Raw genomic sequence first — 13,725 nt, forward strand, 5'->3', positions numbered from 1 at the left:
CGCGCGAACGGTGGATCGGTGCTGATTATCGGAGGGGGGCTGACAGGAACCCATCGCGGAAGGCGTCGCCGGCTTCAGTGCCCCGTTTGAGCGCCGCCTCCACCTCCAGCAACTGCCCCAGCAACCGCAGCAGCCGCTCCGCCGACCGACCGCGCAACTGCTTGCGCAACACGTAGATGCGCCTGGGGTTGCCGATGCCGGCCGCCTTGGCGATCACGGCCACGTCCTGTTCGCCCTGGGCGTCCAGCAGGCTCACCCACACCCAGCCCCGCAGCTGGCCGGCGAGTGTGGCCACGATCCGCAGCGCCGGCTCCCCCGCCCGCACCAGCTCGTCCACCAGGGCGATGGCCTCGCCGGCGTCCCCGCGCAGCAGCGCTTCCCCCACCGCCAGGCTGCTGGTGCTGTGGCCCGCCACCAGCGCCGCCACCGCCGCGCCGTCGATCGGGCGCTGACCGCAGAACACGGCGAGCTTCTCCAGCTCGCTGGCCAGGCGGGCGCTGTCGCTGCCGATCGCACCCGCCAGCGCTTCGATCGCCGCCGGCGTGGCCGTCAGGCCCAGGGAGCGGGCAGTGCTGCGCACCAGCTCCAGCTGGCCCTCTCCATCCCACACCGCCGGCAGCACGAAGCTGCGTTCCTTGGCGATCGCCTTGAGGGCTTTGGTGGTGCGCAGGCGTGCGTCCGGTTTGCCTTCGCTCACCAGCACCAGGTGGCTGGTGGCGGGGATCAGCTCCAGGCTGGCCTCCAGCTGCGTGGCCAGCTCCGCCGGACAGGTGTGGCAGAAGGGGCTGCGCTGCACCACCACCACCCGGTCACCGCCGCCGAACGGGCCGGTGCGCGCCTCGATCAATGCCTGGCCGGCCTGGGCCGTGTCGTTGCCATCGAGCCGGCTGAGGTTGATGCTCTGCCAGACCGGATCCACCGACGCGGTGATCAGCTCCTCCACCGCCCGCTGACGGCTGGCCTCGTCGTCGCCCCAGTAGAGATGGATCGGCATCGGGGCAGGCCGTGGACCATCCGATCTTCACCGAAAGCGTGCGGAGGATCCGGGGCTGGCTGGGGCCCACCGGTCTTGACCCTGTGCAACAGGAGGTGCTCGAGCGCCTGGTGCACAGCAGTGGCGATCTGGCCATTGCGCCGGAGCTGCGCTTCAGCCCAGGCGCCTGCGTCGCCGGCCTGGCGGCCCTGGCGGCCGGGGCGCCGATCCTCACAGATACCGCGATGGCGGCGGCGGCGGTGACCCCGATGGCCCGCCGCAGCTTCGGCAACCCGGTGCACAGCGTGCTGGCCTGGGCGCCCGCTCTGGCGCCTGAAGGCAGCACCCGCACCGCTGCGGGGATGGCCCCGGCCCTGGCGGCCCTGCCGGGGGCTGTGGTGCTGATCGGCAGTGCCCCCACCGCGCTCGAACGGTTGCTGGAGCTGGTGGCCGCCCCCGAGCCGGTCGCGGGCGTGGTGCCGCCGGCGCTGGTGATCGGCATGCCGGTGGGCTTTGTGGGGGTGGCCGAGAGCAAGCGCCACCTGGCCGCCAGCGGTCTGCCCCAGATCCGGCTGGAGGGCAGCAAGGGGGGGGCGGGTCTGGCGGCGGCGGCGGTGAACGCCCTGCTGCGGCGCGCCTGGCTGGACCGCGCCTGAGGCCTTCCCTAGGCCGCCACCTGCAGCCCCACCACCACGTGGCTGTTGGCCTCGATCCGTCCGAGCACCTGGCGGGCGCGGCGCACCACCTGCTGGGGCACCCCGGCCAGGCGGGCCGCCTCGATGCCGTAACTGCGGCTGGCGCCGCCGGGACGCACCTGATGCAGGAACACCAGCTGATCGCCGGTTTCCTCCACCAGCACCTGGAAGTTGGCCACGTTCGGGAGCAGCTCGGCCAGCTCGTTGAGCTCGTGGTAGTGGGTGGCGAACACCGCCCGCGCCCGCAGGCCGTCGGCCAGGTGCTCCGCCACCGCCCAGGCGATCGAGAGGCCGTCGAAGGTGGCAGTGCCGCGCCCGATCTCATCGAGCAGCACCAGAGAGCGATCGGTGGCGTGGTGCAGGATGTTGGCCGTTTCGGCCATCTCCACCATGAAGGTGGACTGGCCGGTGGCGAGGTCATCTACGGCGCCGACCCGGGTGAAGATGCGGTCGCAGAGGCCGAGCCGGGCGCGGCTGGCGGGAATCCAGCTGCCGATCTGGGCCATCAGCTGCAGCAGGCCCGTCTGGCGCAGATAGCAGCTCTTGCCACTGGCGTTCGGTCCGGTGAGCACCACCAGATCGGGCTGGTCCGCCTCGCCCAGGTGGATGCCATTGGCGGTGAAGGGCTCCTCCACCAGCAGCTGTTCCACCACGGGATGGCGGCCGGCCTCGATCCAGAGGCTGCGGTCGCCGGTGAGCTCGGGGCGGCAGTAGCCGCAGGTGGCGGCCACCTCGGCGAGCGAGGCGATCGCATCGAGGCGGGCCACGCGCCGGGCAGCGCTGCGGATCGGCGCGGCCAGGGCGCCGACGGCGGCGCGCAGCTCGCTGAACAGTTCGTACTCCCGCTGGGCGGCGCGGGCCTGGAGCTGCAGGATGCGGCCCTCGCGCGCCTTGAGTTCGGGCGTCACGAAGCGCTCCTCGTTGGCGAGGGTCTGGCGCCGGATCCAGTGCTCGGGCACCCGTGTGGCCCGGGCCCGGCTCACCGAGAGGAAATAGCCGAAGGTGCGGTGAAACTGCACCCGCAGCGAGGGGATGCCGCTGCGTTGCCGCTCCGCTTTCTCCTGCTCCACCAGCCAGGCCTGCTGGTCGTCGAGCCGGTTGCGCAGCCCATCGAGTCGCGCGTCGACGCCGTCGTGGATCAGCCCCCCTTCCGTGAGGCTCAGTGGCGGGGTGTCCTGCAGGGTGTGACGCAGCTGCTCCACCAGCACCGCCAGTTCGGGCGGCGGTTCGCGCAGGGCCGCCAGGGGCTCGCTGCGCGCCGCCGCCAGCAACGCCGCCAGCCGCGGCAGCCGCTCGAGTCCATCGGCGAGGGCCACCAGATCCCGGGCCGAGGCGGTGCCCGCACCGGCCCGCCCCGCCAGCCGCTCCAGATCGCCCATCGGCCGCAGCAGACGGCGCAGGGCCAGCCGCAGCCCGCGCTGCTCCACCAGCTCACTCACGCCCTCCTGACGGGCGTGGATGGCGGCGCGGTCCATCAGCGGCGCCTCCAGCCAGCGACGCAGGGCCCGGCCGCCCATGGCGGTCATGGTGCGATCGAGGGCCCACAGCAGCGAGCCGTGGAACTGGCCGTCGCGCTGGGTGCGGGTGATCTCCAGGTTGCGCCGCGTCTGGGCATCGAGCACCAGGTGATCGCCGGCGAAGCGGAGGCTGGGTGGATCGAGGGGCACCAGGCCGGCGGCAGTGCTCCGGGCACCGGTCTGGTTGTCGTCGAGGTAGCGCAGCAACCCTCCCGCCGCCCGCAGCGCCAGGGGCGCCTCCGCCAGCCCGAGACCGTCGGTGGTGGCAAGCCGAAAGCGCTGCAGCAGTGTGCGCCGCGCCTCCGGCAGGCTGAAGGGCGTGCGCGCCAGCCGGGTGAGGTGCAGGGCTGGTGGGCACCAGGCCGGCTTGCCGGCGGTGCCGTCCGGGTACGCCGCGGCGTCGGGATCGGGCCAGATCAGCTCGGCCGCCTCCAGTTGCAGCAGTTCCTGGTGCAGGGCATCGCTCCCCTGCCGTTGGCTGAGGCGGAACTCGCCGGTGCTCACATCGGCCACCGCCAGCCCCCAGTCGCCCTGCTCCAGCACCACCGCCGCGAGCCAGTTGTTACGCCGGGCGGCCAGCATCCCCTCCTCCAGCACGGTGCCGGGGGTCAGCACGCGGGTGATGTCGCGCTTCAGCAGCGCCCCCTTGGCGGCCGTGGTCTCCAGCTGGTCGCAGAGAGCGACGCTCAGACCGCGGCGCACCAGCTCACTGCAGTAGCGCTCGGCGGCGTGGTGGGGGATGCCGGCCATCGGCACCCGACCGATCGCCTTGCCGGCGTCCTTGCCCGTGAGCGTGAGCTCCAGCAGGCGGGACAGCTGGATGGCGTCCTCGAAGAAGCACTCGAAGAAGTCGCCGAGGCGGTAGAGCAGCACCCGCTCGGGGTGGGCGCGCTTGAGCTCGGCGTAGTGCCGCAGCATCGGCGGCAGGTCTTCCGCCGCCACCAGGCTGTGGTGATGCCAGCGGGGCTGGTCCTCCGCCAACGCCTGCTGCGGGCTGGCTTCGCCGGCGGCGCTGGCAGGGGCTTCGTCGGTATCGGGATCGGTGGAGAGGCTGCGGCGCGAGTGGGCCCGGGGCCGGGCGGCGGCCGCTGCGGCGAGGGCGCCATCGTCCAGGTCGAGATCGCCCGGGCTGCTGCGGTCTCCATCGCCCGGTGCGGATGCGGGCTCGGCGGCGCCGAACAGACTGCCCTGCAGCGCCTCCTCAGGCACCAACGAGAGCTGGCGATCGGCGTCGGCGCCCACGGGCGGCTCCTGGCTGCAGCGATGGTAGGGGCCCCGGGCCAGCTGCTCCCCACAAGATGTGAAGGATCCGGCGGCCGCCCGCAGGTGAGGGAAATCCCACGTGGGAAGATCGTCGCACTGCCCTCCCCAGGCCCCGCAGGTCCCATGCAGCTCCTCAACACCCTCACCGTTCTGGCCCTGGTGGTGATGTCGTTCGCCCTGATCGTGGCGGTGCCGGTGCTCTATGCGAGCACCGAAGACAGCGGCCGCTCCAACCGCCTGATCCTGCTGGGTGGCGCCGCCTGGGTGGCCCTCGTTCTGCTCAACTGGGGAATCAGTTACTTCGTGGTCTGAGGCCCTTGGCGGTTTTCGAAGGACGGTTCACCGAGGTCAGCGGCCTCCATATCGGCATCGTGGTGGGCCGGTTCAATGACCTGGTCACGGGCAAGCTGCTCAGCGCCTGCCTGGATGCCCTTTCTCGCCACGGCATCGACGTCACCCCCAGCAGCGAGCAGCTGGATGTGGCTTGGGTGCCCGGCAGCTTCGAGATTCCCCTCGTGGCGCAGCGTCTGGCGGCCTCGGGCCGCTATCAGGTGGTGATCACACTCGGGGCCGTGATCCGCGGCGACACGCCCCACTTCGATTACGTCTGCTCCGAAGTGAGCAAGGGCGTGGCGGCCGTGGCCCGCGATACGGGCGTGCCGGTGATCTTCGGCGTGCTCACCACCGACACCCTCCAGCAGGCGCTGGAGCGGGCCGGTATCAAGAGCAACCTGGGCTGGAGCTATGCGTTGCAGGCCCTGGAAATGGGCAGCCTGATGCAAGTGCTACCTGGCACAATTGTACGTTGACCGATAGCGTGACGCTCTCTTCAAGGAGAGGCTTGGCCTCCAGTCCTGCTGATCAGCCGCTGGTGGAGCTTGACAGGGTTTGCCTTGACATTCCGGTGGAGGGCGTTGGCGGTCGTTCGCTCAAAGCAGCGCTTGTCGGTGGGCTCACTGGCGGCCTGCTGAACCGCGGCAAACGAGGAGGGGTCTCGGTGCGCGCTCTCAATAACCTCAGCTTCACAATCAACAAAGGAGAGCGAGTTGCGTTGCTGGGCCATAACGGTGCCGGTAAATCCACCCTTTTGCGGTTGCTCTGTGACATCTACAAGCCCAGCAGTGGCAGTGTCCGCCGTTATGGTCGGGTGGTTCCACTGATCAATAAGAACTTTTGGGTGGACACCGATCTCACCGGCAGGCACGCTGCACGCGCCCACTATCTTTTCAATTGCAACACAATCAAGGGATTTGACGCTTTTCTGGAGGAACTCACAGCCTTTACGGAATTGGCTGATTTCATCCATCTACCGATTCGCACCTATAGCGAAGGCATGCGCACCCGGTTGCAATTCGGGCTGCTTACCGCCTTCAGGCATGAAGCCTTGGCGCTAGACGAGGGGCTAGGGGCTGGTGATCAGTGGTTCCTCTCCCGAGCCCGGCACCAGCTCACACGCTTCTTAGGGGAAGCGGGAACACTTATTTTGGCCTCCCACTCCAATGACCTGCTCGCTCAATTCTGCACCAGGGGGGTGGTTCTCATGCACGGGCACCTTGAGTTTGATGGCTCCCTAGAGGAGGCGATCGAGGCCTACACCAAGGGGGTGGGCTGAGAGCGATGCAGGAGCTTTCCCCGAGGGATATGAGTCTGCGAGATGCAAAGCCCGCCATGGGCCAAGGACTGGGTTATGCCTGCCGCACGGCGCGTGCATGGTGGTACAGCGCTTGGTTGCGCACCTTGGCTCGGTTCAGCCGCACCACGCTGGGTAGCTTCTGGATGGGCCTGAGCAATCTGTTGAGTGTGGGTGTTCTAGGGGTTGTGTACGGCACTGTTCTGAAGGTTGCCGACCCTCTCCGTTACATTATTTATCTCGGATTTGGTGTCACTATCTGGGGGCTCGTCAGCATGGCGTCACTTGCGGGCAGCACTCTGTTCCTGCTGCGCCGTGACCAACTCGTGAACAATGCGATGCCGAGCATCTTCTATTGCCTGGAGGAATGGGCGTTCCAGCTCCAGACCTTCGCCCAGGCCTTTGTGGTTGTTCTCCTCGCCTTCGCATTGATTGATCCAGGTCTTCTCCTGAATGCTGTTCACTACATCTGGCTGCCATTGATCAACCTATGCCTATTCACGTTTTGGATCATCGTTTTGATGGCCGTGTTGGGAGCCCGCTTCAAGGATTTTGCTCAGTTGATGCCGATTCTTCTCCAGCTTCTTTTTCTTGTTTCTCCAATCCTCTACAAGCGGGAAGGCCTTGGCGAGCTCAGCGTTCTCGCTGACTTCAATCCCTTCTACCAAGCGCTTGCACCGGTGAGGGACAGCTTGATTGATGGTCAGTTACATCTTGGAGATGAGTTGCTCTCTCTTGCCATTAACACCATTGGGGTGTTGATAGCAGTGGGAGCCTTGAAGTGGGTTCGGTATCGCCTTCCTCTATGGGTCTGAGGCTGCAGCGCATGGCTCCTTTGAGGGGCTCTCTTGCACGTGTAACCAACGAGTGCAGGGGTTCTTGCCGCCATTGAGTGAATGCCAGCTTTTAATGTGAGCCTGAACTTCCTATGAATCGCCATCGCTTCCAGAGTGTGTGTAGGCGATAATCTGGCAGGAAAGTGCTTAGCGTGCTACTATCTTAGACATCGGCGATCATTTATTCATGCTTGCATCTGTAGTGATACCTGTATACAATACCAAGCCAGATCAGCTTGAGGCGGCATTTCTGAGTGCATGCGAGCAAACTCTTGACCCCAGTAGCTATGAAATAATCATTATCGACGACCATTCGACCAGCCAGGATACCCTGCACCTGCTTGATGTGATTGAGGGCCAAGCCTCTCGTTGCGCCAATCATGTGACGGTGAAGCGCTTAGCAAAGAACACTGGATTGGTTCAAGTTCGCAACTTCGGCGCACAGATCGCCAAAGGCGATTTTCTTGTGTTTCTTGACTCCGACGATCTTGTCTCTTCCGACTATCTTCTCAAAGGCTTGGCTACAATGATGTCAGGCGAGAAGATTGGCTGGACATATCCGAATGTAGTGGGATTTGGGTTTGAGCAGAACTTCTCGCGTGCTGAGGACTTTGGCATAAGAAGGCTATTCGTCTATAATTATTGCGCAACAGCCTCCATGTTTAGAAAAAAAGCATGGGAATCCATCAAGGGCCAAAGAGATAAGACAGTTGCCGGTGGCGTTAAGTGGTATGAAGACTGGGCTACCTATATGAGCCTGCTTGTAAAGGGCTGGTATGGAGAGCCAAACAGATCCATCGTCTTTTACTACCGCAAAAACATTAAAAGCATGATGACGAGGTCTCCCGAGCTCGCACTCGCTAGCCGATATGTTCATTGGCGCACGTTTGTTTGCCGTCTGCCGTTCATGGCAGGGGCCAAGCTGAATTATATGAAAGCGCGATCTGGATCAGAGACTACGACCTCTCCACTTGACCCTAGGTATTACTCAAGGCAAGCGCTAGCGATGCTGCTGAGGCAGTTCTTGAAAATTGATACACCCGTGGCACGGGTCAAGACGCGCTATCTGTTCTATGCGATGGCTCGGCCGAAAAAGCTGATCTCTGAACTGGTCTCTCTCCGGTTCCTCCCCAATCCATGTGAGCAGTACTGCGGATTATCAGAGAGCATCAATTACAGTAGCAGTAGCTTTGACGAAATCTATTCCAAGCTCTCTGCACTTAGCCCTGCTTCCAGTAGCGTTCTGGTTGGTCATTATTGGTGGCGTGCTGGCGGGGCGGAGCAGGTGTTGTTGGATCTCTGTGGATATCTCAAGGAGATTCAAGGCCGAGAGTTGTTGGATATTGTTGTTCTTGGGCGTGGTGAGAACAAATACTTCAGCGAGCAGTTCTCTTCTGTTTCACTGTGTGCGGGAATCCTGGAAGAGCTGAGCACATCGCCAATCGGCAGGATCAAAGCGCTATGGGCATTGATTTGCATTCACAAGCCTGCCTCAATCATCATCATGAGCAATCCGCACCTTTATTGCCTTGCGCCGCTGATCAAAAAGTACTTCCCCTCAGTCCGTATTGTCGACTTACTCCATTGCACCGGAGCCACTGGCACCCTGAGCTGGTTCGACCTGAGCAATTATTACAAGGACTTTATTGATACTCGAATCGTCATCAGTGAGACATATAAAGACTTTATGTGCGGCCGCTATGGCGTGGATGAAAGCAAGGTCCTTGTCGTGCACAACCAGGTAAAGCCGATGCGTCCACAATCGCAGCAGGCGCCTTCTAAATATAGCCGCATGGCGCTAGGAATACCAGACACTAACTTGATTGTTGGTTTTCTTGGTCGTTTGGACATGCAAAAACGGCCCGATGAGTTTCTGAGGCTTGTTGAATCCACGCAAGCTAACAGCGGCATCTCCTATCTCATGGGAGGAGATGGTGAATTGCGCAGCACCGTTGAAAAAGCCGCTTCACAGTATGGCAGCCTCAGTTATGTAGGAAATGTTAAAGACGCTGGCGGCTTCTTGTCCCTTTGTGATGTCGTTGTTTTCTTTTCGGAGTATGAGGGCATGCCCTTGGTGGCTTTGGAATGTGCGTCTCTGTCGGTTCCCATCATTGCTCCCGATATTGTTGGCTTTAGGGAGCCGATTGCGAATGGAGAGTTTGGCATGCTTTATCCGTCATGCTACGACGGAACAGATCATACGAAAGTTAAAACGATCATTGAAAATGATCTCAGCAAGCTTCGGCTTCTCGGCCCAAATGGCCCATCCTATGTTCAAACATATCATGCGAGATATTCCGCCAGGCCTGGCTTCGACCAGTTGATCAATAGCGTTCTGTTTAGCAAGCCCAGCATCTGTGCATCACATTAGAAGCTCTTTTCATGGCTTCAGTGTGGTTGTGCGATGCCGCTAAGTGTTCTTCCGAGCCATGCGATTGCAGCGACTGTCCGCAGCGACTGTCGGCAGCGCTGGGCGCCGCGGCAGCATGGACACAGGACAGGCTGTTGCCGAGGATCGGCAGGGCGTGGCTGTTGAGCGATGATCAGCAGCCGGCTGTTGCTGGATTGGCTCAGCCGGGCTTCCAGTGAGGCTTGAGCCTGGGCAAGGGCACGGATCAGCGGCCTCCTTCCTAGCAGCCACCGTTGCGTCTGCGGGGATCAGCAATCTTCCCAATGAGTTGATCAGTTTCTGATCAACTTCGGTAGACGTTGGCTTGGACTCTGAGGGGCGGGAACCCCACTGACTGAGCCAATCCTCGCAGGTCAGGCAAAAGAACCGGTGAGGCACTTGGCTTCGGTTTCAGACCCATCCAGGCGGCCAAGCTGTTGCAAATTATAAAGAACATTGCCCGGATCGCTGAAGTATAAGATTTCCTACAATAGCATCAAGATATATCGTATAGGTTGTGGGCTGCAATGGACTTTCTTGTAACAACCCTGGCCAATCAAGGGATTGGGAGCCTGAGATGGGCAATCACTAGTGCCAATAGCTCCATGGGGTTTGATTCGATTGGCTTTGATTCCTCTCTTGCTGGAGGAACAATCAGTCTGTTTAGTAGTTTGCCCGTAATTACTGACAGGGTGGCGATCAGTGGATTGTTTAATGACACGAGTGCGCCCGGCATTGCCATTGATTTCAATGGTCGCGCAGGATTAGTGTTCCGAGGCAGCCGAGCCGCGGAATCAAGCCTTCGAGGGTTGTCACTAAACGATGCCGGTGGTGATGGCCTCAGGCTTGATGCGAATGGGATCACTGTTCAGAATAACTTCTTTGGCTTGATGCTCGATGGTGTCAATGGCTAGGGCAACTCGGGCAATGGGATCCGAATCACAGCCAACTCAAGTCAAAACACGATTGGTGCTCTGACGGATCCCCTCACAGGGCAACTGGTTGACAACACGTTCTCCAATCAATTCGGTGGCAATGGTGGTTCGGGTATTCTGGTGCAAGGTGCCAACACCCATACCATCTCAGGGAACAAGATCTCCGCGATTGGCGATGGGAATCGTGGCATCCTTGTTACCGAAAGCCGTGCCACTACATCCCCAACCAACGATCTCCAAATTCTCGATAATATGATCACGGCCAGTGGTGCACAAACAGCTGGCATTGAAGTGGTCGTTTCCAATGGTTACCTTGATCGCCTTGACCTCATTGGGAACAAGATCAGCACGGATGGAGCCTTCATGTCGCATGGTATTCGCTTGCTGGCCTCTGGATCTGGCTCGATTGGATCTGTGCAAGTGAATCAGAATGACATTTCAACGTCGGGACCTCTCTCTGAAGGTGTTTACTTGAGCAGCCTGGATGGGGGAACGATCAGACAGGCAACCGTGAATAGCAACACGATTCTGACCACGGGAGACGTTGGCAGCGATTCAAACAATAGATTCGAATTGGAATCAGATGGAATATACATTAACGTGCTCAGAAACAGCAGCATCCAGACTGTTCAAGTTGAAGGCAATGAAGTAACTACGCTCGGCAACGATGCAGATGGAATCTACTTGATTGCCGGAGTCAATGGAGAAGTTGGCGAAGCCATGGTGTCCAATAATATAATTTCAACACTTGCAGATAATCCCATTCAGAGCAGTCAGTCTGCAGAAGGAATCAAGATTCTGTCTTATGAAAACTCAAGCATTGATATTGCACTGTATTCGAATACGATCCTCCAGTCAGAGGGCGATGGCATTCTTTTGAGGGTTCGTGCAGTTGTGAATGGAATCGAGTCAACTGGTGGCGCAATCCTCGCCGATCTGCAGGGCAACAATGTTGTTAATGCCAATTCCTCTGGTCAGATCTTTGCCACAGCGTATAGCTTTTCCAACCCTGACAATGCAGGGATAATCGCACTGGTTGGCGCTGACTTGGATGAGATCATCGCGAACAACTCGCCAGCTGATCCTGCCGCGTTCTCTGTGACTGGCACCATCCTGTTTGCCCCTGGTGCCCCTGGTAGCCCTGATGTCATCACCGGGAATCCCACTACGATCACGAACGGTAATGAGGGCATGATCTCCTCGCGTTTTCAGGATCATTCATGGGTCACTGAAGATGGCGCTGTTAACGTGATGGCCAACACAAATGGCCAGCTTTCACTCTATTCCAGCATAGACAATGGTTCAACATGGGAGGCAACTGTCACGCTGGCGAACTCCACTGCTTCTTCCCGTGCAGATGGCATGATCGTTGATGGCAAGCTTTATTCAGTGTATACGATTGAAGGCGGCGGGATCGCTCTTGCCATCCTGAGCTATTCGGAAGCGAGCGTATCTTGGACAATTGAATCGACGGTAATCCCACCCAGTCCTGCGTCCCTGAGGGTTGAGCGGCCGTCCATCGCCGTCACCGGGGCTGGCACGATCGTTGTAGCGTTTACGGCAACCGACAGGTCAACAGGACAGGCGAGCCTAAGGGTCGCTCAGAGCGATGATCAAGGAGCAACATGGGCTGTCCTCAATCAAGGAATTGTCAATACAACGAATGACGGCAGGATGTCGGGGAACGTCATTGCATTGGATGAGGGATTTGGGCTTCTTTATACCAATGGAGCTACTCTGAATTGGACTGAGTTTTCGGAAAGCGCGTCCCCTGGTGGCAGCCTTGGCGTCAGTGAGACAATCTTGATCCAGGGAGATAGTCAGAATGATCCCAATGGCACCCATTTCAGCTCGTTGACCGATGAGGACGGCAACATCCATGTTGCCACTAATAACGGTGAAAGCCGAGTTGTTTACTTGCGATACAATAATGATACGGACTCATGGGATGAGCCTGTTGTGATCACGGATCAGCCCAGCGGAAACTACATGCAGATCAGCCTGATGGAGGATGGCACGATCAAGATCACCTATGATGCCATTATCGATGGCGACAGAGTTGTTGCGGTCAGCGAGAGCACGAACGGTGGAGATAGCTGGGCCTTGATTTCTGTCCTTACCCAGGATGTTGTTGCGGATCCCGGCAATCGCAGAGTTGAAACTCCAGCGTATGCGCAAGATACATTGCCGGTCTTTCAGCAGGTTGAGTCAGCAAGCGGCTCCAATTCACTTGTGTATTATGAAGTGGCTTGAGGAAGTTACGGGCAATCCGCTTTAATCAGGCCAGTTCGCAGATTTCGAGAGGATCGATCCTGCTGTTCAGCCGTGGCGCTCGCTGCTCTTGCCTGCGAAGACAATCACGGCTCCCTGGATTCCACTGAAGCGCCTGATCAAGCTCATGCATCACCAGCGCTCCAGCAGGGGGGCTGATCGCTACGCTGTGCTTTCGCTGCTTAGCCGGAGTGAGGTTGAACGAGAGAAGATGGATGATTTCTTGTGGATATCTTGGGCACCAATGGATTGGCTGACACGGTGAACGTCCAGGCCTTGCCTACCGCTCTTGGTCACCTAACGCATGCCTCAGCAGGCACAGCAATCGTTGCTGGTTGTCTTTGGCTATGAGGTGCTGCGATGGTCATCCAGGTACGGCTGACTCCCGGTCGCCAGATAATCGATGAAGGGCGATGGAAGCTTGGCATCCTGCCACAGGATCCGGTGAACTCCAGCAACCGTTTGTCTCCACGCACGCTCCAGCGCCCAGGCTGTTAGGGCCATGAGTCTTCGGCTGGGGGCACTGAATGTGTGCCTGAATAGTTTCTCCACAGCGAAGATGCTGCGTCCACGTTGGGATGACAGGGATGCGCTATGCAACCGGTAGGCCATCAATGGCTCCATGAGGCATCCATAGCGCGGTGGCGGGTCGTTGGTGAACAGCCGGAGCCATAGGCCGTAATCCTCGTGGCGTTCAGGATGGAACGGTTGCGTGAGGCAATCACGCTGGATGATCACAGACGAGAACGGCACAGGATTGCCCCGTAGCAGTGCTTTGAGATTGAGAGTAAGCGGAGGCCTGCGCGTTTCAACTAACTTCATGCTGGTTGCTTCAAAGCGGTGATAGCCAGTTACCGACAATTCGATTCCGTGAACGGAGTGAAGGACAAGCTGGCGCTCAAGTTTGCGTGGATGCCAGAGATCATCGGCATCGAGAAACGCAATCAGTTCACTTGTTGCACTGGCCAAACCGACATTGCGGGCGAGCCAGGGTCCGGGAAAATGGTCGTTGTGTGGAATGCTGATGAGTTTGAAGCGTCCATCACGTGTGGCAACAGCCTCAGCAATCTTTTGTGCTTCGCTATCTGACCCATCGTTGACGAGAATACACTCCCATGCGTCGACCGTTTGAGCCTGCAGAGACTTGCAGGCCTGGGATAGGAGCGCCCCCTGGTTACGGAAGGGCAGCACAATGGAGACCCGTGGCGACACAGCG

The 13,725-nt window shown here is 59.9% G+C and carries 11 protein-coding genes; 8 read left to right on the forward strand and 3 right to left on the reverse strand.

The annotated features are described in order from the left end of the window. Positions 1–25: 25 nt before the first annotated feature. Positions 26–994, reverse strand: coding sequence for a DNA polymerase III subunit delta (gene holA / locus KQ303_RS02730; protein ID WP_259729045.1), 969 nt, complete (start codon positions 992–994; stop codon positions 26–28). 11 nt (positions 995–1,005) lie between these two features. Here holA and KQ303_RS02735 point away from each other — a divergent pair, with 11 nt between their 5' ends. After that, positions 1,006–1,629 (forward strand): precorrin-8X methylmutase, encoded by a 624-nt coding sequence (locus KQ303_RS02735; protein WP_094511132.1) that lies wholly within the window; start codon positions 1,006–1,008, stop codon positions 1,627–1,629. Positions 1,630–1,637: 8 nt separating this feature from the next. Here KQ303_RS02735 and mutS read toward each other — a convergent pair whose 3' ends face one another. Beyond that, on the reverse strand, positions 1,638–4,427 hold the full coding sequence (mutS, locus tag KQ303_RS02740; protein WP_259729046.1) for a DNA mismatch repair protein MutS: 2,790 nt from the start codon (positions 4,425–4,427) through the stop codon (positions 1,638–1,640). A gap of 144 nt (positions 4,428–4,571) precedes the next feature. Between mutS and psbZ the strand changes: the two genes are divergently transcribed. The 7 genes from psbZ (at position 4,572) to KQ303_RS02775 (ending at position 12,491) form a co-directional block, all read left to right on the forward strand. After that, the gene (gene psbZ / locus KQ303_RS02745; RefSeq protein WP_094511131.1) at positions 4,572–4,760 is read left to right on the forward strand and encodes a photosystem II reaction center protein PsbZ; all 189 of its coding nucleotides are present in this window, start codon (positions 4,572–4,574) and stop codon (positions 4,758–4,760) included. Between the two features lie 5 nt (positions 4,761–4,765). Beyond that, a complete protein-coding gene (gene ribH / locus KQ303_RS02750; RefSeq protein ID WP_094511130.1) occupies positions 4,766–5,257 on the forward strand; it encodes a 6,7-dimethyl-8-ribityllumazine synthase in 492 nt (163 codons plus the stop codon). Continuing rightward, positions 5,254–6,060 carry an ABC transporter ATP-binding protein gene (locus tag KQ303_RS02755; protein WP_259729047.1) on the forward strand — a complete coding sequence of 269 codons (807 nt, stop codon included), beginning with the start codon at positions 5,254–5,256 and terminating at the stop codon, positions 6,058–6,060. The genes ribH and KQ303_RS02755 overlap by 4 nt, the downstream gene beginning before the upstream one ends. 5 nt (positions 6,061–6,065) lie before the next feature. Beyond that, entirely contained in the window at positions 6,066–6,893 is an 828-nt protein-coding gene (locus KQ303_RS02760) for an ABC transporter permease (RefSeq protein WP_259729048.1), read from the forward strand. Between the two features lie 208 nt (positions 6,894–7,101). Then, a complete protein-coding gene (locus KQ303_RS02765) occupies positions 7,102–9,285 on the forward strand; it encodes a glycosyltransferase (RefSeq protein ID WP_259729049.1) in 2,184 nt (727 codons plus the stop codon). 545 nt (positions 9,286–9,830) lie between these two features. Next, positions 9,831–10,217 (forward strand): hypothetical protein, encoded by a 387-nt coding sequence (locus KQ303_RS02770; protein ID WP_259729050.1) that lies wholly within the window; start codon positions 9,831–9,833, stop codon positions 10,215–10,217. A gap of 141 nt (positions 10,218–10,358) precedes the next feature. After that, entirely contained in the window at positions 10,359–12,491 is a 2,133-nt protein-coding gene (locus KQ303_RS02775) for a sialidase family protein (RefSeq protein WP_259729051.1), read from the forward strand. Positions 12,492–12,854: 363 nt separating this feature from the next. On the opposite strand, the gene KQ303_RS02780 is transcribed toward KQ303_RS02775, so the two are convergent. Further along, a complete protein-coding gene (locus KQ303_RS02780) occupies positions 12,855–13,721 on the reverse strand; it encodes a glycosyltransferase family 2 protein (protein ID WP_259729052.1) in 867 nt (288 codons plus the stop codon). Between the last annotated feature and the right edge of the window lie 4 nt (positions 13,722–13,725).

Origin of the sequence: Synechococcus sp. CS-1333 (assembly GCF_025128015.1) — a bacterium.
GTDB lineage: Bacteria > Cyanobacteriota > Cyanobacteriia > PCC-6307 > Cyanobiaceae > MW101C3.